Below are 21,609 nucleotides of genomic sequence, written 5' to 3'. Positions count from 1 at the left end.
AGAACATGACCGCCTTCTGCGGCACCCTGGGAGCATGAGCGACACCCCGGCGCGCCTTCTGAAGCTGCTCACGCTCCTCCAGACCGGCCGCGAACGGACCGGCACCGAACTGGCGGAACGGCTGGGCGTCAGCCCGCGAACGGTCCGCCGCGACATCGACCGGCTGCGCGGCCTCGGCTACCCCGTGGACGCGGCCATCGGCGCCGTCGGCGGCTACCGCCTCGCCTCCGGCACCGCGATGCCGCCGCTCCTCCTGGACGACGAGGAGGCCGTCGCCATCGCCGTGGGCCTGCACGCGGCGGCGGGCGGCACGGTCGCCGACGTGGCGGAGACCTCCGTACGGGCGCTGGCCAAGCTGGAACAGGTGCTGCCCGCCCGGCTGCGGGACCGGGTCACCGCCCTCCAGGAGGCCACCGTCCCGCTCTACGGCCTGCTCACCGGCGGTGGCGAGGCCCCCGTCACCGACCCGGCCGTGCTGACCGCCCTCGCCACCGCCTGCCGCCGCCGCGAGCGGGTGCGCTTCGGGTACGCGGCGGCGGACGGCGCCCCGAGCAGGCGGCACGCCGAGCCGTACCGCCTGGTCAGCGCGGACCAGCGGTGGTATCTCGTCGCGTACGACCTGGACCGCGCGGACTGGCGTACGTTCCGGGCGGACCGGGTCGACGGCCCGCGGCTCACCGGGGCCCGCTGCGTACCGGACCGCCGGCCGCCCACACCGGACGCCGCCGCGTTCGTCGCCGAATCCGTCACCAGCCACCGCGCGCGGCACCGGGCCCTGGTCACGCTGCACACCACCCTGGAGGACGCGACGGCCCGGCTCCCCGCGGGCACCGGCCTCCTGGAACCGCTCACCCCGGACTCCTGCCTGCTGCGTACGGGAGGTGACGCGCTGGACTGGCTCGCGTTCCGGCTCGGCCTGCTGGGCGTCCCCTTCGAGGTGCACGAACCTCCGGAACTGATCGCTTACTTGCACGATCTGGGCGGTCGGCTGATGGACGCCGCACGGCGCTCCACAACCCCGCCACCCTCCGGCCTCTGACATCACGCCTGCCCCCTCGGACCCCCGGCGTCCCCCAACCGGACCTCCCCAACGCGCACCTGACGACCCGTTGGCACACGATGGATCACGAGTGGCCGCCGGCGGCCACTCGGCCCGTACTGCCGAACGCTCCCCGGGGAGGCACCATCCATGACCGCCAGCCTGGCACAGTTGCTCCGTTGCTCGGTCGCCGTCGATCTGGGCGCGGCCCGCACCCGGATGTACGTCAAGAACCAGGGCCTGGCGGTGGACCAGCCGACCGTCGCGGCCGTCAACATCCGCACCGGCGCGCTGATCGCCGTCGGGGACCGCGCCGAGGTGATGGACGGCCGCACGCCGGACCACATCCGGGTCGTACGCCCGGTCGCCGGCGGCACCGTCGTGGACATCGACATGGCCCAGCGGCTGCTGCGCAACCTGGTCGACGACAGGCTGCGCAAGGCGTGGCGGCGCAGACCCACCATGCGGGCCGCGATCTGCCTGCCGTACGGCAGTGAGCCGCTGGCGCAGCGGGCCGCGGTGGAGACCCTGAACGGGATCGGTGCCCGCCGGGTGGAGATGGTCGACACGCTGGTCGCCGCGGCGGTCGGCTGCGACCTGCCGGTGGAGCAGCCCGAGGCCACCATGATCGTGGTGTGCGGGGCGGGGACCACGCAGATCGCGGTGCTCTCGCTCGGTTCGATCGTGGCGGCGGAAACCGTCCCGGTGGGCGGCAACGCCATCGACCACGCCGTCGTCCAGCACCTGCGGCTCCAGCACAAGCTGCTGCTGCCGGGTCAGTCCGTACGTCCGCTGCACCTGATGCTCTCCAGCAACGGCGACCTGGCGGCGGGGCCGACCGAGGTGCACGGCCGGGACGTGGTCAGCGGGCTGGCCCGTTCGGTCATGGTCGAGACCGAACCGGTCCAGCGGGCCATCGCCTCACCGCTGACCACCATCCTGGACGGGATCGGGTCGGTGCTGCGGCGCTGCCCGCCGGACCTGGTGGCGGACCTGGGCGAGCGCGGGATCATGCTGGCGGGCGGCAGCGCGCTGATTCCCGGCCTGCAGTCGATGATCCGGCAGGCCACGACCATGCCGGTGCACATCGCGGACCGGCCGGACACCTGTGCGGTGCTGGGGCTGGGCGCCATGATCGAGGGCAAGGTGGAGCCCCTGCACCTCGATCCGATGGCCACCTGAAGGGCCGGACGGCAGGGAGCTACGGCCCGGCCGGCCGGCCGGAACGTACGACCTGGCCGGCCGAGGGGCGGCCGGCACAGCCAGGCGGCCCCGCCCCGTCCCCGACTCTCACAGCGTCCGGGTGTTCCACCCCACCACCGCGGGCCGCCCGTGCTCCTCGCCGAGGATGCCCACCGTGCCCGTCTCGAAGGTGAACAGCGCGCCCGCCGACGCCGGCAGGCCCAGCCGACGGGCCGTCAGCACCCGCTGGAAGTGCCCGTGGCCGACCAGCACCACATCGCCGTCCGCCGTGCGCAGCTGTTCCTCGATACGGGCGAGCACCCGGTCGGCGCGCGCGCCGACCTCCTCGGGCGACTCGCCCGGGTGTTCCGGGGGCCCGGCGGTCACACCGTCGGTGAACAGGAACCAGTCGGGACGGGTCCGGTGGATCTCGTCGGTGGAGATGCCCTCGTACCCGCCGTAGTCCCATTCGATCAGGTCGGCGTCGATCTGAGGGTCCGGCAGGCCGGCCAGCTCGGCGGTGCGCCGGGCCCGCTGCAGCGGGCTGGAGAGCACCGCGCCGATCTTCCGGCCGGCCAGGACCGGCCGCAGGGAGCGGGCCTGCTCCTCACCGCGGGCGGTGAGCGGCAGATCGGTCCAGCCGGTGTGCTGCCCCGATCTGCTCCACTCCGTCTCGCCGTGGCGGATCAGGAGCAGTTCATTCACCGGCGGCCTGCCCGTCCTGCTTCTGGGCCTCCTGCTTCTGGGCCTCTTCGACGGAGGCGCGGACCTCGTCCATGTCCAGGTTGCGGGCCTGGCCGATGACGTCCTCCAGGGCCTCCTCCGGCAGCGCGCCGGGCTGCGAGAACACCGCGATGTTCTCGCGGACGATCATCACGGTCGGGATCGACTGGATCTGGAAGGCGGCCGCCAGCTCGGGCTGTGCCTCCGTGTCGACCTTCGCGTAGACCAGGTCGTCGTTCTTGTCGGACGACCGTTCGAAAACCGGGCCGAACTGCTTGCACGGGCCGCACCACTCGGCCCAGAAATCGATCAGGACGAAATCGTTGCCGGAGACGATCTCGTCGAAGTTGTCCTTGGTGAGCTCTACCGTGCTCATGCGTACTTCCCTGCTTCCGGTTCCGGTCTCTTCTCGGTCCCGCTGCGACAACGGGCTCATCGCCCGCCCTATTCCGCACGCCGGACCGTCCCGCACCCCTGCCCAGCAAACGCCGTCCTATCCATATGAATTTCCTCGCCCGTACGGCGGCGTCCCCGGCCCCTCTCGCGACAGCTCCCGCCACACCCGGTCCCGGGCCAGCGGCAGCCGGGTGAAGCGCACCCCGGTGGCGGCACGGAGCGCGTTGGCCAGGGCCGGCGCGACCGGATTGAAGGGGCTCTCGCTCATCGACTTCGCGCCCGCCGGGCCGATCGCGTCGGACGTCGGTGTGAAATACACCTCGGTCCGGGGCACGTCCGCGAAGGCCGGCAGCCGGTACTCGCGGAACGCCGCCGTGCACACCGCCCCGCGCCCGTCCAGCCGTACGTCCTCGAAGAGCGCCACCCCCAGCGCCTGGGCCACCCCGCCCTCGACCTGTCCCCGGCACTGCATGGGGTTGATCACGGTGCCCGCGTCCGCCACGTGCACGCTGCGCAGGATGCGGATCTCCCCGCTGTCCGGGTCGACCGCGACGCGGAACCAGTGCGCGTTGAAGGCGACCGTACGCGGCGTCCCGGCGGAGCGGCCGTACCCGGTCAGCGGTCCGTCACCGTCCCCGCGCGCGGCCCGGACCCGTACCAGCCGCGCCAAGGAGCGCGCCGCGCGCAGCACCGCCTCTCCTGCGACCACGGTCCCGGCCGAGCCGAAGGCGCCGGTGTCGTGCCCGACCACGTCGGTGTCCGCCTGCCGTACGACGATCCGCGCACTCGTGATGCCGAGTTCGGCGGCGGCGATCTGGCGCAGTGCGGTGGTGGTCCCGTTGCCGGATTCGATCGATCCGACGGCCAGTTCGTACGTGCCGTCCTCGGTGAGCGTGACCCGGGCGTCGGCGAAGTGCCCGCCCGGCCCGGCGGCGGCGATCATCGAGACGGCACTGCCGTCGCCCACCAGCCATCCAGGTGGCGCCTCCGGACCGTCCGACCCGGCCGGCCCACACGCCACATCCACCCCTGTCGACGCGGAAACCTCCCGCAGCTTCCGCAGACACGCATCCAGCCCGTAACTCCCGATGCGCAGATCGGTCACCCCGCCCACCACCGTCTCCAGCGCGTCGCCGGGCCGCACCACGTTGCGCTCCCGCAACAGCAGCGGGTCGACGCCCAACCGCCGCGCCAGCTCGTCGAGCGCGCTCTCCAGCGCGAAGACGACCTGCCCGAGCCCGTACCCGCGGAAGGCGCCGGCGGGGACGGTGTGGGTGTGGACGGCGAAACCGTCCGCCTTCTTGTTCGGGCAGCGGTAGAGGGCCAGGGCGTCGACGCACCCGTGCGACAGGACGGTCCGGGCGTGGTTGCCGTACGCGCCGGTGTCGGACACCACGTGCAGCTGGAGCGCGGTCAGGGTCCCGTCCCGGCGCGCGCCGGCCTTGACCCGTACGGTGAACGGGTGCCGCGTCGTCGCGCCGTGGAACTGCTCGGCCCGGGTGAACTCCAGCTTGACCGGCCGCCCGGTCCGCAACGCCGCCAGCGCCACGACGTCCTCGACGAGCATCTCCTGCTTCCCGCCGAAAGCACCGCCGACCCGCCCCGCGACGACCCGTACCGCCTCGGGCGGCAGGTCCAGCAGCGAGCAGAGGGAGCGGCGCACGAGGTACGGCGCCTGCGTACTGGTACGGACGACCAGGCGTCGGGGGCCCGGGGCGTCCGGGCCGTCCGGGACACTGCCTTCGAAATAGGCGACCGCGCCATGCGTCTCCAGACTCGCGTGCTGCGCCCGCGGCGTGCGGAAGGTCTCCTCGTACACCGCGTCGGCCGCGGCGAACCCGCGTTCCACGTCGCCGATCTCCCCATGCACCTCACCCGCCACATTGGCCCCGGACAGCCCGGCCTCGGACAGCTCCGCCGCTTCCCTCGCGTGCACCACGGGGGCGCCCGGCAGCAACGCCTCCTCCGGGGTGAGGACCGCGGGCAGTACCTCGTACGTCACCTCGACACGGCGGCAGCCCTCCTCCGCCGCCGCCTCACTGTCCGCGACCACCGCGGCAACCCGCTGCCCCACATGGCGGACGGTGTCGTCCAGCAGCCGGGTGTCGTGCGGATCGTCCTCGGGATGTTCGTGCTGAGCGGTGGAGAAGCGTCGGTCAGGGGCGTCGTGGTGGGTGAAGACCGCGTGCACGCCCGGCACCCGCAGCGCGGCCCGGGTGTCGACGGCGGTGATCCGGGCGTGGGCGTGCGGCGAGCGCAGCAGCTTCATGTGCAGGAGGCCGGACAGCGCGCCGGTGCCGCCGTCGAGGTCGAGGTCGAAGGTGTAGCGGGCCGTGCCGGTGACCACTTCCCGGCCACCGGGTGCGGGAGCGTTGCGGCCGACGGCATCGTCCGCCGTCGGTTCCTCGATGTGCCGGACGCCCCGTACGGCGTCCTCGATGGCCCGGTAACCGGTACAGCGGCACAGGTTCCCCTTGAAGGCGCGCGGCAGATCGGCGAGCAGTTCCTCGTCGAGCGCGGCAGCCGTCATCACGAACCCGGCGGTACAGAACCCGCACTGGAATCCCTGCGCCTCCAGGAACTTCCGCTGTACGGGATGCAGGCGGCCGCTCGCCTCACCGTCCGGCCCCGCGTCGGCCAGTCCTTCGACGGTGGTGACCGACCGGCCGTCAACACGTACGGCCGGATACACGCAACTGTGCACGGGCTCACCGTCCACGTGCACCGTGCATGCCCCGCAATCTCCGGCGTCACATCCCTTCTTGACCCCGAAGCTGCCACGCTCCCGCAAGTACGTGCGCAAGCACTGGCCGGGGCGAGGTGCGGTGCTTGTGGAAGTGCCGTCGACCTCGGCACGAAAGGAAGCGCGGGAACGCGGACGTACGGACGCGGACGGAAGCGGGACGGCCGACCGGCCCCATGCCCGCGAAGGCGCCCCCTGCCCCAATGACACCCCCGACCGCCCCCACCCCTCTCGCCCCAGCTCCTCCCGCCCCAGCTCCTCCCGAATCTCCTCCCCCATCCGATACGTCATGTGCCGCCGCCACTCGGGCAGTCCGTGCACGTCGTCGAACCACCCGTCGTCCGGTACGGCCCGCCCGACCGCCGCCCGCAGCTCGGGTGCGGACGGCGGCTCCGGGAACCGCAGCCGCACCGGCCGTACGGTGGCGGCGGTGATCGTCAGGGTGAACGCCCCGTCCACCGGGTCCCGCGTCCCGATCAGCAGCGCGGCGGAGCGCCCGAGCCCGTACAGCGACGTCTGCCGGAACGCCGTACGACGCTCCAGCGCGCGAGCCGGCAACGTGACCGAACGCAGCAACTCGCCCTCCGCCAGCGCGTTGCGCCCGGCGCCGGTGACGAGGTCTGTCACCGGCAGTCGCCGCTCCGTACCGTCCACAGCCAGCAGCAGGCAGGTACCGTCCAGCGCCGCCGTCAGAGCGACCATCGGCGCGGCGGGCAGCGCAAGGCACAGGTTCCCGCCGACGGTGGCCGTGTTCCAAATCTTGAACGAGGCCAGGAAAGCACGGCAACACTGCTCGAAGAGCACCCCCACCGGCAACCCGCCGATGCCGCTACTACTACGGCCGCCACCACCCCCACCACCACTACTCCCGAACCGGGACACCTCAGCAACCGTGCACGTCGCCGCGATCTCCAACGCACCGTCCGGCAGCCACCGGAACGGTTCCCAGCCCGCCCGGCTCAGATCCAGCAGCCGCCGCACCCCCGGTTGAGGCTCGGAGAAGAGATACGTACCGCCGCCCAGCCAGGCATCACCCGCCCGCCACTCCGAACGTCCCCTCGCACCCCGTATCTCCCCGGCCTCCCCGGCCGTCCCGACCCCCAAGACCTCCCGCACCGCATGCAGATCCATGCCCCGAGTGAAACAAGCGAGCCCCTCCACCACCCGCAGCCACGCACACGACACACGCCCGCACACCCGTCTCCACCGCCCGCCCCCTCACCCCGCATCAGCGCAACTACACACCCATCCCGCTGGCATTTACGATGCTTTTCCGCGCTCTCACCTGGCGAGTGCGCACGGCAAGGTCCGGGCCGCGCCCGGCGCCCGGACGGTACGAGGAGCACGCCCCATGCCGCACACCACCCCGCCCGCCCCCGGGGGCAGCTCCGCCCCCGCCACCCTCGAACGGCTGCTGTCCGCCGTACCCGCCGACGTCCGCGCCGTCTTCAGTGCCCGCGCCCTGCGCCCGCTCCTCCCCGAGCACGACAGGACCGGCACCCTGCTGCACACCCTGGAGGTCTTCCTCCGCCACGACGCCTCGTGGTCCCGCACCGCCGCCGCGCTCCACCTCCACGTCAACACCGTCCGCTACCGCATCCAGCGCATAGAACACCTCACCGGCCGCGACCTCACCCGCCTCCCTCACCGCCTCGACCTGCACGCCGCCTTGCTGTGCCGCGCGGGGGCGGCCGGCGGCGAAGCGTAGGCCCCGGACCACGCCGCCCCACGCGAAAGGCGGGACGGCAACCGCCGTCCCGCCCGGAACCGGCCGGATCAGATGTGCAGCAGGTACACGTACTTCCCGCCCGCGCCCGCGTTCAGGTCCTTGTCGTAGCGCTCCCAGGGCTTCGGGGGCTGGTAGTCACGGTTGTCGGTGAGCGCGACGTCCAGCGAGTTGATCGGCGAACCCTGCTCGCCGCTGCGCGTGTACGCGGCGTAGATGTACTCGCCGCCCGCGCCGGCGTTCAGGTCCTTGTTGAGCTTGCGGTAGCCGTGCGGGGGCTCGTCGCCCTTGGACAGGAAGATGATGTCGGTGATGGGGCCGAACGCGGCGTTGGGCGCGGAGAGCTTGCTGTCCGTCTCGAAGGCGAAGTACAGGTACTGGCCACCGGAGCCGGCGTTCAGATCCTTGCTGATCTTCGTCCAGCCCTCGGGCTCCTGCTCGTCCCCTTCGAGGATCATAAGGTTGATGACGGCCATGGCGTCTCTTCCTTTCTCGTCGGCGTACGGAGAAGAGGCGGGCTCACGCTATGGCCGCCACCCCGGGACCACATCGGGCGCAACCGGCCAGCGGGGCGTTCGAATCGGCATCAGGTCACGGCGTTGCTGAGCTGCCGACCATGTGGAGCCGCCGGCCAACGGACTCGAACAACCGAGCGGAACGGCAGGTGGCCTTCTGTCCGATTCCACCGTCGGACCCCACTCGCTCCACCCTGGACGGCGCGTTCCGGAGAAGTTGACCGGCCTGCTCCACGTTCTCCGCACGCGACCGCCCCGGGCCGGCAACACCAGATGAGCAGTGGGCCGCCCCGCTCTCGCCGGGGGCAGGAGCGAGGCGGCCCGGCGCTGAGGCGTCACGCGTGGTCGCGCGAGTCACTTGGCCCAGTCATAGAAAATGATCTCCCGGGCCAGGGCCACGCGGTTGGTCACGTTGAGCTTGGCGAAGCTGCTGCGGACATGGGTCCCCACGGTGTGCACCGACAGCACCAGGAGGTCCGCTATCTCCTTGTTGGTCTTTCCCTCCGCGACCAGTCTTGCCACGGCCAACTCGGCCCGCGTCAACGCACACACCCTCGTCGGCACGGAAACGTGGGACGGCACGGGCGCCCGGCCTTGCGGCTGAACACCGGTCCGGTCCGAGGAGGGTGTCGGTACGGGGACGCGGCGCGGGTTCGGCACCCGGGCCGACGGAGCGTGTGTGGTGCACGTGGGGCCCTGGCTCCGGGGAAGAGACCCCGGGACCGGGCCGGCCGCCTGCCCCAGGTCCATGAGGACGGCCGGATGCCTGGTCTCCGGGCGCTGCGGGCGGATGGTGAGGCTGACGGCCGTGGCGGGGGCGACGAGTTCGATGTGCTGGCAGCGGCCGGCCGAGTCGACGACATGCAGGTGCCGGGCGGCCCGCAGCGCGTCCTGGCGCGGCGAGCGCCGGTCCGCCTCACGTCCGCGCTGCCCCCATACCGGGCATGCCGGTGTGCATTCGGACGACTCCAGGACAACGCCTCTGTTCAACAGCAAGGTTCTGGAGCGCCCGCCCGCCACCAGTTCGCCGATCCACAGGATGATGGCGGCATAGCGCGCGGGGACGCTGATGCCCGCTTTGAGGATGCCGAGCAGGACCAGTAACTTGCCCATCCTGGATTCCTTCGCCAGGCAGACCCGCTCGCCCGCTGTCGCCCGCTGGGCACGGAGGGCACGGGCGATGCCGTCGGACATCCGGTCGACTTCGGCGTAGGACAGGAAAGTGCCCGAGCTCTCGTCGACCACGGCGGTGATATGAGGCTTGCGAGCGGCTTGTTCGGCAAAGAGTTCGCCGAGGGAGGCGTCGAACGTGGGACACATCCTCATGCTGTCGCTCACCGGGTGGGAGTTTCTCGTTCTGCCCGCCAGGGCGCTCTCCATCGGTTCGCCCTCAATGTGCTCGCCATCCGTTCCAGCAGCACTCACGACAGCATTCCTCCCGTTGGGTGTATCCACTTGCGGGGCCGGCGCACTCCCACCCGCGCAGTCCGCGGGGCTCGACACCGGCAGGAAAAAGCTCCCCAGCGACCTCGCCGCACAGCTCTGACGTGCGGGGATGCTCACCAGGCTGAGCCTTGCACCGTTCTCCAGGGGCCCCGGTCAGGTCACGGCGACAACCGGGTACGAGCCACCCGCCCGGCTGTCACCGGCGAGAGGCGTCAAGTCGGTTTCTGGTTGAGGTTTCGGCGGACGAGATGCCCGAGGCGAGGACGGGTGGCGGCCACGTTCGGGGGGCGGAGATGAGCTGGCGATGCGCTGCCCTTCTGTCGCCGTCGGCCGCGCTGCGGACGTCTGGGCACCTGCGGCCGCGCGTACGGATTACGTGTCGATCACCACGAAGGGCGGATCGCCCGGTCGGCGGGCCCACTTGAGAGTTCCGGGTTCCGACGACCGAATCCGGCGTGAGCCCGGCCGGCGGGGCGGAACATCAGGTCGGCATGGCGTCGCCTCGGCGTCCGGAGCAGAACCTGTACGAACGACACATGGAAAGGCTCAACCCAATTTTTCTAAGAACATTGGTAAACCTGCGACAGGAAGGCGCACCACTACAGCCTCGACCAAGAGCACTTAGCTGCGCAAACCGTCGCACAAAGCGATGCAGCGCCACGCTGTTTCCGCCGCGCAAAGTGACCCCCTGTACCCCGTTAGCGCGCCCTCGGTTCCAGCGACTCGCGCCGGGAACTTCATTGAGCAATCACGGCGAAGATGCTGCCGAAGATGCGTGCCTATGTCAACCACATTACGCACGGCAACCGACCCCGGCGAGCGCGGGACTTACCCACGGTGATCGAATAAATTCGGGAAGGTTAGTCACAGCAGGCCATGTGGCCACCCTCCGGAAGAGGCGTCACCGTCTGCCACGTTTGACAAAATTCCCGTGAGCACCATCACACGCGGCGCCGGGTTCACTATCCACCATTCAGCTGCGCCCATCAGCCGCGACAACCGAGCCAATACCGTACAGAACTCACAACACGGAGGACGGACCTTGTCGGAACATGTCCAATGGGCGAGACGCAAGCCGCAATGGCACGAGAAACATACAGGTGAATACACCGTTAACGGTGGATGACCAGGTGTTCAGGTGGGGCACCCGTCTTGACTGCGACGGCGACACTCCCGAAAGGACATACGGTCCGTCTTGCTCCGTGGCGCACAAGGAAGTACGCAATCAACCGCCCGGTTTCCCGCGGCCCGCATCTACAGCCACGCCCAGGCACGCGCCCCCGGCCGGCGGACACGCACGCTCACCCGGCCGGCACACCGTTGCCGCGGCACCTGACCCATCGTCGAGGCGTAAGCGGCGACCTCAGGCAGAACGCCGGGAATAGTGCGGGTCGTTCCGGAATTCGGCGACCTTCGCCTGCAGCTTGCTCTCCACCTCGGCAAGCGCCGCCAACTTGGCCCGGACAGCCCGGAGTCGCTGCTCGTAGAGGCTGTAGGCTTCCTGGCAGACGGGAACATGGTCGAGGGGCTGCTCGTCGAGACACGTGTTGAGTTCACGAATGTCGTCGGCGTTGAGCCCTGCGTCGAGGAGCGCGCGGATGTTGTGGACCCGCGTGACGGCAGAATCGTCGTACGTCCGATATCCGTTGTCCTGGCGACGGGATTGGAGCAGACCGCGCTGTTCGTAGTAGCGGAGCGCCCGCGTTGAAACTCCAGCCGCGTCGGCAAGTTCCCCAATCCTCACTGTGCCCCCTTTTCCATGGCCGTGATGATACCCACCCCGTCGGTGAACCTCCACCGTCCCGGCTCCGCGAGCGGCGAACGCGCCTGTCCAGCAGGGCATTTCAGGCTCGTCGCCCTACACACTTGTCGGGTACGTCGGCTGAATCACGTACACGTCATGACGCGAACCTTTCCCATGCTCAGGGAAGTTGGGACACTCCGGGCTTTATGCGAACCCCACCGGCACATCCAGTGGACGCGCCGGCCGCGGGCTCCGGGCGGGCTGTATCAGGGTGAACAGGACTCTGCTACGGGTCTGTTCGTGTTGTGGGTGGGGTGGTTCAGGTGGTGGCTTTCTCGGGGGTGTCGGTGGTGCCGGTGCCGGTGTTGGTGGGGGTGGTGGTGTCGGTGGGGGCGGGGGTGTCGGTGTTGGTGTCGGTGGTGTGGCGGGGGGAGGGGTAGCGGTGGACGGACCAGGCCATCACCGCGATGGTCAGCAGGCCGGCGGCGCAGGCGAAGGCCAGGACGCCCAGGCCGCCGTAGAGGTTGACCGCGCCGCCGCCGACGGCCCCGGCCAGGGCGATGCCGGCGTACAGGCCGCTGGTGTTCAGCGCCAGCGCCTCGGTGGCCGCCTCGCCGCCCATGTGCAGGGCCCGCGCGTTCATCGGCGGGTTGTTGCCCCAGCCGGGCACGCCCCACAGCACCAGCACCGCGGCCACCAGCCACACCGGTGCCGCACCCCGGCCCAGGCCGCCGACCAGCAGCAGCACCAGGGCGGCGGCCACCACCCCGCCGAACATCACCAGCAGCGTGCGGTCCACCCCCCACCGGTCGGTCAGCCGGCCGCCCAGCACCGTGCCGGCCGCACCGGAGACCCCCACCACCGCGATGAACATCCCCACCAGATGGCCCCCGGCCCCGGTCAGGTCATCGGTGACCGGAGCCATGTAGATGTAGGGCATCAGCCCCCCGCAGGCCGCCAGCAGCGTGCCCAGCACACACAGCAGCACCGGCGGCCGGCGCAGCAGCCGCAGCCGCTCGGCCACCCCCACCACCGGCGTCTGCGGAATCCCGGGCAGCGTCCACGCCGTCATCACCACCGCCAGCGAGGTGAACACCCCCACCGCCACGAAGGTGGCCGGCCACCCCGCCACCTGGCTCAGCCACGACCCGAACGGCACACCGACCACCAGCGACAGCGTCAGCCCCGCGGCCACCGTGCCGATCGCCCGGCCGGTCCGCTCCGGCGCCGCCAGCCGCCCCGCCACCGCGAACGCCGCCGGCGACAGCGTCGCCGCCACCAACGCCGCCGCCACCCGCAGCCCCATCAGCACCGCGAACGAGGACGCCAGCGCCGTCACGAAATTGACCACCGCGAACGCCCCCAGCCCGCCCACGATCAGCGCCTTGCGCGGCACCCGCCGCGTCGCCACCGCCAGCACCGGACAGGCCACCGCATAAGTGATCGAGAACACCGTCACCAACTGACCCGCGGTCCCCTCACTCACCCCCAGCTCACCGGAGACCGCCGGCAGCACCCCGGCAATGATGAAGTCATCCGTACCGATGACAAACGTCGTCAACAACAGACCGAAGAGCCAACCAGACCCAGCCCGAAGCGGCATCCGCTCACCTTGAGTTCCCACGTCTTCACTGATCCTTCGCGTGTCCCGCGTGTGCAGAGTCGGTTGTCACGCTACGACCTTGACACTGCGTCAAGGTCAAGCCCGTTCGGTCGACTGCTTTCCGGCTCGCCCTGCGTGAAGCCGCGCGAAGCCGCAGGCGGTGCCCGCTTCCTCGGGCCGGACGGGTGCCGCCCCCAGATCGGCGGCGGGAGTCTCCGGCAGCAGCCGTGGGCCGGCCTGCCCCGTGCAAGCGGCGCTCCGCCGGATCGCCCCGCGGGCCGCCGGACACCCCGGCTCCACGTGGGGACCTCGTGCCTGTCGAGCCCGCTCTCGCCGACATCGCACATTTGCGTGATCCGCGCGAGACACCACCTCCCCTAACCTCCGATGGCGCGGGAAACGGGCGCCGGACGCGCTCGCACACCTCGGACGGAGCAGAATGGATATCGCCATTCGGAAGTACGGAGGAAGCTCGCTGGCCACCGACCAGCAAGTCGCCTCCGCCGCGGAACAGGTGGCACAGGCACACGGCCAGGGGAAGTCGCTCGTTGTCGTGGTGTCGGCACGCGGACGGAAGACAGACGAGCTGGTGAGGTCCGCAGCGGGTCTGGGGCGTGTTCCCGACTCCCTGGAAATGGACAAACTACTCGCGACCGGTGAAGCGGAGTCGGCTGCTCTGTTCGCCATCGCGCTGCGGAACCTAGGGGTTCCCGCAGAATCGCTCTCCGGTGCGCAGGCCGGATTGCGTGCGGTCGGCCGCCATGGTGCGGGATTCGTGTCGGAAGTGGATCCGGAACCGCTGAACAGCAGGCTCGAAATGGGCCGGGTCGCAGTAGTCGCGGGCTTCCAGGCACAGAATCCCGAAGGGGCGACCATGACCCTGGGCCGGGGCGGCTCGGACATCTCGGCTGTCGCACTGGCCGTCGGACTCGGAACACGGGTCTGCGAGATCTATACGGACGTGGACGGCGTGCACCGGGCGGACCCGCGAGTGATTCCCGGAGCACTGCTCCTGCCCTGGGTCGACGCCGAAACCATGTCCGAGATGGCGTTCTCGGGCGCCGGGGTCATGCATGCCAGGGCTGTGGAACTCGCCGCCGCACACGGCGTCGACGTCGTGGTACGCAATGCGGCCGATTGGACCAGGCAGACCACCATCGTGGGAAGGAGCACAGACGTGCCGGGAGCGGGCGGGATCGAAGGACGGGCCGGCGTGGTCGCCGTGACGCACGACCGGGCCGTCACCCAGGTCGTCGTCAACGGAGGCGCCGGTTTCGCGGCACTCGACACCGTGGCGCGCATGCAGATCGCCGTCGACTCCGTCACCTGGCGGTCGGCGCCTTCCGACGACCTGCACATGGCTTTCTGCCTTCCCGAGGCAGCTCTTGAGGAAGCCCTCGCCGAAATGGCGGGTGTGGTGCGCGCCGAAGGCGGCTCCGTGGAGACGAGACGCTCGCTCGCCAAGGTGTCGCTCGTCGGCGTCGGACTGCTGAGCAGGCCGGCTACGACGATCGGCGCGCTGACCGCCCTGAAGAACCGCCGGATCGACGCCCATTGCGTCTCCGCGACCCAGGCCAGGACCACTTTCCTGGTGCCCCGGGCCCGCGTGGACGAAGCCGTGGCGGCGCTCTACGAGGAATTCCTGCTCGACCTTGACGAGAACGACCTGGAACTGATGAGCGCCTGACGGTGCTCCGGGCGCGTGGACACCTCCCAGAAGACATGTCCGCGGCACCCCCTGACCCCAAGTGGCCGAAGAACTCCGCACACACAGACGGACCTGGAGACATCTGCATGAGCAAGATCAGTTGGCTGGACATCCGGACGGCGGGCGACGCGAAGGCCGCCATCCTCCAGGAGGCGATCCACCAGCGGGTGGAAGCCGTCCTCGCGGCCGACCCGGCGGATCTGGCCGACCTGCCGCCCACCGTCAAGAAGGTCCTCTTCCCCGTCGGGCGGCCGGGGCCCGAGGAGATCGCCGCGGTGGACGTCGTGATCGTCGACCCGCGGGTGCACGGCGCGGTCGAGACCTATGCGCTCGACCACCCCGACACCGAGTTCGGCGAGTTCGTCGAGATCGTGGACGCGCCCACCCTGGAGCAGGCGTGCAAGGCCGCGAGCTCCCGGAGCACCAGCCTGCTCCAGTTCCGCGACCCGACGAAGATCCCGCTGGAGATCGTGATCGCGGCCGCCGCGGCGGCCACCGGCAGCATCATCACCGAGGCCAGGGACGTGGCGGAGGCCGAGATCATCTTCGGCGTTCTCGAACACGGCTCGGACGGCGTGCTGCTCGCACCGGGCAAGGTCGGTGACATCACCGAACTCCGGGCCGCCGCCACCGAACGGCCGCCGGAGCTCGACCTGGTCGAGCTGGAGGTCGTACGCACCGAGCATGTCGGCATGGGCGAGCGGGCCTGCGTCGACACCTGCACCCACTTCAGCGAGGACGAGGGCATTCTCGTGGGCTCGCACTCGAAGGGCATGATCCTGTGCGTCAGTGAGACCCACCCGCTGCCCTACATGCCGACCCGCCCGTTCCGTGTGAACGCCGGAGCGATCCACTCCTACACGCTCTCGAAGGACGCCCGCACCAACTACCTCAGTGAGCTGAAGGCGGGCAGCAAGGTCCTGGCCGTCGATGTCAGGGGGCAGACCCGCCTCGTCACCGTGGGCCGGGTCAAGATCGAGTCGCGCCCGCTGATCTCCGTGACCGCGAAGAGTGCCTCCGGGGTCGAGGTCAACCTCATCCTCCAGGACGACTGGCACGTCAGGGTCCTCGGCCCCGAGGGCGTCGTCCTGAACAGCACCGAGCTCAAGCCGGGTGACAAGGTGCTCGGCTACCTGCCTACCGAAGACCGGCACGTCGGATACCCCATCGACGAGTTCTGCATAGAGCGGTGAGCTGAGCCCCCCCGAGGCACGGGACGTCATGACCCGAACGGCTCCCCACCGCGTGCCGCCGCTCGCGGGCCGGGGAGCGGGAATCTGAACCCTGGACGACATGGATGTGCGAAAAGCCCCCCAGTTGCGGCCGGCTCGCTCCGGCACCGGCCGGCCGTTGCCGTCCGGCGGAATTGGTACGGCTGGATTCCCGGCTGGGGCGTGTCCCTCGCACCGGGTGCTGATGGGCTTCCGCAATTCCATGACGTGGTGCGCCGCTGAGTTCCGCAGCCGCCCGAAGCTCATCGAGCCGGGCGGCTGCGCAACCGATCGGGGAATTGCCCCGCCTGCGGCCCAGGGCGGCTGGACGGCTTCGGGCGGCCGTGCACGCCGGACCTCCGAGAATCACGTAAACGCGGGATGGTTCCCGGCGAGGTGAATCAGCGAGACTCGCAGAACAGAACCGAAACACAGGAAGGATGCGAAGAGATGGGCAACCACCGCACCACTGCCGCTCTCATGCGTATGTGCCGGCTCCATCGTTTCGGCGACGACCGGCTTTTCATTGTTCCGCTGGACCACTCGGTGGCCGACGGTCCGATTCTTCCCGGGGACCAATTGGACCCGCTCATCGGTACGCTTGCCGACAACGGCGTCGACGCGGTGGTGCTGCACAAAGGGCGAGTGCCGTTCGTGGACCCCCGCCGCTTCGCCGACATCGGACTCATCGTCCACCTGAGCGCCAGCACCATGCACGCGCCGGACCCCGACGCGAAGTATCTGGTCGCCAGCGTGGAGACGGCCGTACGGCTGGCCGCTGACGCGGTGAGCGTCCACGTGAACCTGGGCTCGGACGACGAGAGCACACAGATCGCGGACCTGAGTGCGGTGGCCGACGCCTGCGCCACCTGGCGCGTCCCGCTTCTGGCCATGATGTATCCGCGCGGTCCGCGCATCACCGATCCGCGTGACCCCGTCCTGTTGGCGCATGCCGCCTCCCTCGCCACGGATCTCGGCGCGGACATCGTCAAACTCCCCTGGGCGCACAACGCCGCGGAGATGAAGGACGTGGTGCGGCAGAGCGCCATTCCCGTGATCACCGCAGGGGGTCCCGTCGAGCGGGATCTCTCCGGAATCCTCTCCCAGGTCTCGCACATGCTGGACGGCGGGACCGCGGGCGTGGCGATGGGCCGGAACGTGTTCCAGGCCGCCGACCCGGGAAAGGTCGCGCGTCGAGTGGCGGAATTGGTCCACCCGACCCTCGGTTTCGACGCGGAGTTCAGTGCTGGGCCGGCGCTTCTGGCACCGAGCTGATATGCGCCTGGGAACGTTCGTCCCGACAGCCGCCGTCATCGGCGACCCGGCGTTCGTCGAACCGCGAACTCTGATCGCCGGGCCGGAGAAGGGGAACCGAGAGGTGAGTTTCCGGTGACCGGTAGCGAGAGTGGGCCCCGGACGGTCGCCGCCGAGGACCTGCGCGCCTGCATGCGTCGGTTTCCCACCGGCGTCGCACTGCTCACGACGGGCGAGGGCGACGGTGCGGTGGGGCTGACCATCAACTCCGTGGTCAGTGTGTCGCTGTCCCCGCCGGCCTTGCTGGTCTCGGTGCACCGGCACGCCAGGATCACCGAACGCCTCGTACCGGGGGCGGACTTCTCGGTGAGTTTTCTCAGCGCCGGTCAGGCCGATCTCACGTGGCAGTTCGCCTCGGCCGACCGCCCGGTCGGCGAGGCAGCGGTGTCGGCGATGGGCCGGGCGAAAGGGTCCAACGGTGTCCCGTTTCCCGTCGGGGCGCTGGGGGTCCTTGAGTGCGTGGTGGAAAAGACCGTGCCGGTCGGCGACCACGTCCTGGTGATCGGCCTGGTGGCCCGCGCGGAGCCGGGCCCGGCGGACCACCTGCCGCAAGTCTTCCACCGTGGCGAGCTGACCACGGTGAACCGTGCGGCACACCCGGTCGACGCGAAGGTATAGGACAGAGGAGAGCACGGTGCACGAGAACGACGGTCATGCGGACTGCGGCATAGTCGGCGGCGGTCCGGCCGGACTGCTGTTGGCTCTGCTGCTCGCCCGGCGCGGATGGCGGGTGACGGTGGTCGACAAGAACGCGATCCGTGATCCGCGGATGGCGAAAATCGCCCCGTTCCTGTCTCCGCCGAGCCTGGAACTCTTCGAGGAGCTGGGCTTCCTGGACGAACTGGCCCGGGTCGGGCAGCCGGTGCGGGACGTGGTCGAATTCACCGCCACCGGAGAACAGCGCGCGATGGATTACGCCTCGTACATCTGGCGCCGTCATCCCTACATCATGAGCGTCCCGCTGCCGACGCTGACCGGTGTACTGCACGACGCACTCGAACGCGAGGCGACCGCTGCCGTCCTGCCCGGCACATCGGTGCGGAAACTGACCGACGCCGACGGTGAATACCGCCTCGACCTGGCCGACGCCCACCGGGAGAAGACGCTGACGTGCCGCTACCTGATCTGCAGTGACGGCAAGTTCTCACCCATGCGCACGGCGGCCGGCATCGAGGCCGACGTATTCGACTTCGACCGGCCCGCGGTGTTCTTCATCCATCCGCAGCCGTCCGCATGGCCCGCGCGCGTCGACGTGCACCACGCCCCGGACGGCTCCTGGCTGGGCGTGATGCCGCTGGCCAATGAGCAGCTGGCCGTGCAATGGGCCGCCGACCCCGAAGACTTCGAACACGTCCGGTCGGCAGGAGTGGCGGAGCTACGCGCGCGGGTGCTGGCTTTCCGTCCGGATTTGCACGAGTGGATCGGCAACCTGACCGACTGGGACCAAATAACGGTGGCTTACCACCATGTGGTGCAGCCGAAGGTGTGGTCGCGTGGCGGCCTGGGGCTGCTGGGTGACAGCGCCCACGGCATGCATGCGATCGGGGCCCAAGGGCTGAACATGGCGATCCAGGACGCACTGGTACTGGCGGACCGGCTGATCAGGGCGGCGGAGGGCGAGCTGGCCGCGCCGTTGGAGTCCTACGAAGCGCTGCGGCGGCCGTTCGTCACGGAGCTCCAGCGCTACCAGATGAGACTGCCGCATGCCACCACGCAGGGCGACCAGGACCGCGCCGGCGACAGCATGTACGCCGGTATCGCGGAGCTCATGGCAAATGGGCAGCCCGAGGTCCGCCCCTGTTTTGAGCGAGTCGTCGCCGGCGCCAAGTGATGCGGCTGTCCAGCCTGACGCGAACGGGCACATCAATTCACCGGCGGACGCCAGGGCTGCACCGGGGCCGCACTCGACCGAGCGGAGTCCGGCCGGACACCTGTACCAGCGCGAGGAGGACATGACGATGGAAGGCCAGCTGATCCAGGACTATCTGCATCGTCTCGGCGTATCGGCACGTGCCCCCGACGCGGAATTTCTCCGGGAATTGCAGGAACGCCATCTGATGGCGGTCCCGTTCGAAAACATCGACTTCCACCTGGGCAGACCCATCCGACTGGGCGAGCACGCGCTGGAGAAGGTCGTCCGCCGCGGCCGGGGCGGTACCTGCCGTGAGCTCAACGGGTCGGTGTTCCCTGCGCTGCTGCGGGCGCTCGGATACCGGGTCACCCTGCTGGGCAGCCGGGTCTTCCGCGGTGACCGCCCGAGCTTCCCCCTCGGGCACACGGTGATCCGGGTGGACACCCCGCAACCGTGGCTGGTCGACGTCGGCTTCGGCCGGGACGGCGCCCGCTACCCACTCCAGCTGGACAGCCGCGCCCCACAGCCTGACCCGAACGGCACCTTCGCCTTCGTCCCCGGCCCTGACGGCGACCTCGATCTGCTGCGGGACGGAGCCCCGGTGCTGCGGATCGAGCAGCACCCCCGCACCGTCGACGATTTCCTGCACGTGCTGTGGTGGTACGAGAACTCACCCAGCTCGCCTTTCAGGAAAAGCCTCTTCTGCACACGCCAGTCGGAAAACGGGCGGATCACGCTACGGGGAAATCTTCTGACGCGCACCGGGAAAGCACACCGCGAAAAGCTCCTGCTCAACGGGGACGCTGAGATACGACAGGCGTACCGGGAGCACTTCGGAATCACACTGGACCGGCTTCCGCCGATACCGCAGGAAGTGCCGGAACACTCACTCTGAGGTCCGGGTGAAGAATCGGACGGACAATTCAGCGATGTTGAGGTAAGTGGGGCGTATCAGTGGGAACTCAAGGTGAGCGGATGCCGCTTCGGGCTGGGTCTGGTTGGCTCTTCGGTCTGTTGTTGACGACGTTTGTCATCGGTACGGATGACTTCATCATTGCCGGGGTGCTGCCGGCGGTCTCTGGTGATCTGGGGGTGAGTGAGGGGACCGCGGGTCAGTTGGTGACGGTGTTCTCGATCACTTATGCGGTGGCCTGTCCGGTGCTGGCGGTGGCGACGCGGCGGGTGCCGCGCAAGGCGCTGATCGTGGGCGGGCTGGGGGCGTTCGCGGTGGTCAATTTCGTGACGGCGCAGGCGTCCTCGTTCGCGGTGCTGATGGGGCTGCGGGTGGCGGCGGCGCTGGTGGCGGCGACGCTGTCGCCGGCGGCGTTCGCGGTGGCGGGGCGGCTGGCGGCGCCGGAGCGGACCGGCCGGGCGATCGGCACGGTGGCCGCGGGGCTGACGCTGTCGCTGGTGGTCGGTGTGCCGTTCGGGTCGTGGCTGAGCCAGGTGGCGGGGTGGCCGGCCACCTTCGTGGCGGTGGGGGTGTTCACCTCGCTGGCGGTGGTGATGACGGCGTGGACGCTGCCCGGGATTCCGCAGACGCCGGTGGTGGGGGTGGCCGAGCGGCTGCGGCTGCTGCGCCGGCCGCCGGTGCTGCTGTGTGTGCTGGGCACGCTGCTGGCGGCCTGCGGGGGGCTGATGCCCTACATCTACATGGCTCCGGTCACCGATGACCTGACCGGGGCCGGCGGCCATCTGGTGGGGATGTTCATCGCGGTGGTGGGTGTCTCCGGTGCGGCCGGCACGGTGCTGGGCGGCCGGCTGACCGACCGGTGGGGGGTGGACCGCACGCTGCTGGTGATGTTCGGCGGGGTGGTGGCCGCCGCCCTGGTGCTGCTGCTGGTCGGCGGCCTGGGCCGGGGTGCGGCACCGGTGTGGCTGGTGGCCGCGGTGCTGGTGCTGTGGGGCGTGCCCGGCTGGGGCAACAACCCGCCGATGAACGCGCGGGCCCTGCACATGGGCGGCGAGGCGGCCACCGAGGCGCTGGCGCTGAACACCAGCGGCCTGTACGCCGGCATCGCCCTGGCCGGGGCCGTCGGCGGCGGCGCGGTCAACCTCTACGGCGGCCTGGGCGTCCTGGCCTTCGCCTGCGCCGCCGGCCTGCTGACCATCGCGGTGATGGCCTGGTCCGTCCACCGCTACCCCTCCCCCCGCCACACCACCGACACCAACACCGACACCCCCGCCCCCACCGACACACCCGACACCACCCCCACCCCCGCCTCCGAGAAGGCCACCACCTGACCCACCCCACCCACAACACGAACCAACCCCCGATGACCACAGCAACTGGAAAGGGCAGGACTCGATGACACGCCAACGCCAACCCGCTCCGGGCCAGCACCGAGCGGCCCCCGGCTCCCTTGGCGACCCGATCGAAGGGATGGACGTCACCGCACCTGTCCCC

General features: G+C 70.2%; 17 protein-coding genes and 1 pseudogene. 10 read left to right on the top strand and 8 right to left on the bottom strand.

Features of this window, described 5'->3' with window-relative positions; all coding sequences use genetic code 11:
• Positions 1 to 34: 34 nt before the first annotated feature.
• Positions 35 to 1,039 carry a helix-turn-helix transcriptional regulator gene (locus OEIGOIKO_RS28865; RefSeq protein WP_125056486.1) on the top strand — a complete coding sequence of 335 codons (1,005 nt, stop codon included), beginning with the start codon at positions 35 to 37 and terminating at the stop codon, positions 1,037 to 1,039.
• Between the two features lie 150 nt (positions 1,040 to 1,189).
• Complete coding sequence (locus OEIGOIKO_RS28860) at positions 1,190 to 2,221, top strand: rod shape-determining protein (protein ID WP_125056485.1); 1,032 nt, start codon at positions 1,190 to 1,192, stop codon at positions 2,219 to 2,221.
• Between the two features lie 108 nt (positions 2,222 to 2,329).
• Here OEIGOIKO_RS28860 and OEIGOIKO_RS28855 read toward each other — a convergent pair whose 3' ends face one another.
• The 4 genes and pseudogenes from OEIGOIKO_RS28855 to OEIGOIKO_RS43105 form a co-directional block, all read right to left on the bottom strand.
• A complete protein-coding gene (locus OEIGOIKO_RS28855; RefSeq protein ID WP_125056484.1) occupies positions 2,330 to 2,926 on the bottom strand; it encodes a histidine phosphatase family protein in 597 nt (198 codons plus the stop codon).
• Complete coding sequence (gene trxA / locus OEIGOIKO_RS28850; protein ID WP_125056483.1) at positions 2,919 to 3,320, bottom strand: thioredoxin; 402 nt, start codon at positions 3,318 to 3,320, stop codon at positions 2,919 to 2,921. Before trxA ends, OEIGOIKO_RS28855 begins: the two co-directional genes overlap by 8 nt.
• Positions 3,321 to 3,437: 117 nt before the next feature.
• Complete coding sequence (locus tag OEIGOIKO_RS42340) at positions 3,438 to 6,143, bottom strand: molybdopterin-dependent oxidoreductase (protein WP_246178144.1); 2,706 nt, start codon at positions 6,141 to 6,143, stop codon at positions 3,438 to 3,440.
• Positions 6,144 to 6,332: 189 nt separating this feature from the next.
• Positions 6,333 to 7,214: pseudogene (locus OEIGOIKO_RS43105) on the bottom strand (FAD binding domain-containing protein); the annotation flags it as partial.
• A gap of 220 nt (positions 7,215 to 7,434) precedes the next feature.
• Between OEIGOIKO_RS43105 and OEIGOIKO_RS28840 the strand changes: the two are divergent.
• Positions 7,435 to 7,791, top strand: a complete 357-nt coding sequence (locus OEIGOIKO_RS28840) for a PucR family transcriptional regulator (RefSeq protein ID WP_125056481.1) — start codon at positions 7,435 to 7,437, stop codon at positions 7,789 to 7,791.
• Between the two features lie 68 nt (positions 7,792 to 7,859).
• Here the strand turns inward: OEIGOIKO_RS28840 and OEIGOIKO_RS28835 are convergent, their stop codons facing one another.
• The 4 genes from OEIGOIKO_RS28835 to OEIGOIKO_RS28820 form a co-directional block, all read right to left on the bottom strand.
• A complete protein-coding gene (locus OEIGOIKO_RS28835) occupies positions 7,860 to 8,285 on the bottom strand; it encodes a hypothetical protein (protein WP_125056480.1) in 426 nt (141 codons plus the stop codon).
• 393 nt (positions 8,286 to 8,678) lie between these two features.
• Entirely contained in the window at positions 8,679 to 9,662 is a 984-nt protein-coding gene (locus OEIGOIKO_RS28830; protein ID WP_246177574.1) for a helix-turn-helix transcriptional regulator, read from the bottom strand.
• Between the two features lie 1,471 nt (positions 9,663 to 11,133).
• Complete coding sequence (locus OEIGOIKO_RS28825; protein ID WP_032926872.1) at positions 11,134 to 11,514, bottom strand: MerR family transcriptional regulator; 381 nt, start codon at positions 11,512 to 11,514, stop codon at positions 11,134 to 11,136.
• 319 nt (positions 11,515 to 11,833) lie between these two features.
• Entirely contained in the window at positions 11,834 to 13,075 is a 1,242-nt protein-coding gene (locus tag OEIGOIKO_RS28820; RefSeq protein WP_218040014.1) for an MFS transporter, read from the bottom strand.
• Between the two features lie 481 nt (positions 13,076 to 13,556).
• Between OEIGOIKO_RS28820 and OEIGOIKO_RS28815 the strand changes: the two genes are divergently transcribed.
• The 7 genes from OEIGOIKO_RS28815 (at position 13,557) to OEIGOIKO_RS28785 (ending at position 21,446) form a co-directional block, all read left to right on the top strand.
• A complete protein-coding gene (locus OEIGOIKO_RS28815) occupies positions 13,557 to 14,804 on the top strand; it encodes an aspartate kinase (RefSeq protein ID WP_125056477.1) in 1,248 nt (415 codons plus the stop codon).
• Between the two features lie 107 nt (positions 14,805 to 14,911).
• The gene (locus tag OEIGOIKO_RS28810; protein ID WP_125056476.1) at positions 14,912 to 16,018 is read left to right on the top strand and encodes a 3-dehydroquinate synthase II; all 1,107 of its coding nucleotides are present in this window, start codon (positions 14,912 to 14,914) and stop codon (positions 16,016 to 16,018) included.
• A 468-nt stretch (positions 16,019 to 16,486) separates the two neighbouring features.
• The gene (locus tag OEIGOIKO_RS28805) at positions 16,487 to 17,311 is read left to right on the top strand and encodes a 2-amino-3,7-dideoxy-D-threo-hept-6-ulosonate synthase (protein ID WP_031013194.1); all 825 of its coding nucleotides are present in this window, start codon (positions 16,487 to 16,489) and stop codon (positions 17,309 to 17,311) included.
• Between the two features lie 114 nt (positions 17,312 to 17,425).
• Positions 17,426 to 17,968, top strand: coding sequence for a flavin reductase family protein (locus tag OEIGOIKO_RS28800; RefSeq protein ID WP_125056475.1), 543 nt, complete (start codon positions 17,426 to 17,428; stop codon positions 17,966 to 17,968).
• A gap of 16 nt (positions 17,969 to 17,984) precedes the next feature.
• Positions 17,985 to 19,181 (top strand): FAD-dependent oxidoreductase, encoded by a 1,197-nt coding sequence (locus OEIGOIKO_RS28795; RefSeq protein WP_170251896.1) that lies wholly within the window; start codon positions 17,985 to 17,987, stop codon positions 19,179 to 19,181.
• 121 nt (positions 19,182 to 19,302) lie between these two features.
• A complete protein-coding gene (locus OEIGOIKO_RS28790; protein WP_307721250.1) occupies positions 19,303 to 20,097 on the top strand; it encodes an arylamine N-acetyltransferase family protein in 795 nt (264 codons plus the stop codon).
• Positions 20,098 to 20,219: 122 nt separating this feature from the next.
• Entirely contained in the window at positions 20,220 to 21,446 is a 1,227-nt protein-coding gene (locus OEIGOIKO_RS28785) for an MFS transporter (RefSeq protein ID WP_218040012.1), read from the top strand.
• The last annotated feature ends 163 nt before the right edge of the window (positions 21,447 to 21,609 follow it).

It is taken from the genome of Streptomyces paromomycinus (assembly GCF_003865155.1).
GTDB classification, from domain to species: domain Bacteria; phylum Actinomycetota; class Actinomycetes; order Streptomycetales; family Streptomycetaceae; genus Streptomyces; species Streptomyces chrestomyceticus.
Note: the sequence above shows the minus strand (reverse complement) of the source record. Positions and strands in the feature narration are given on the sequence as shown.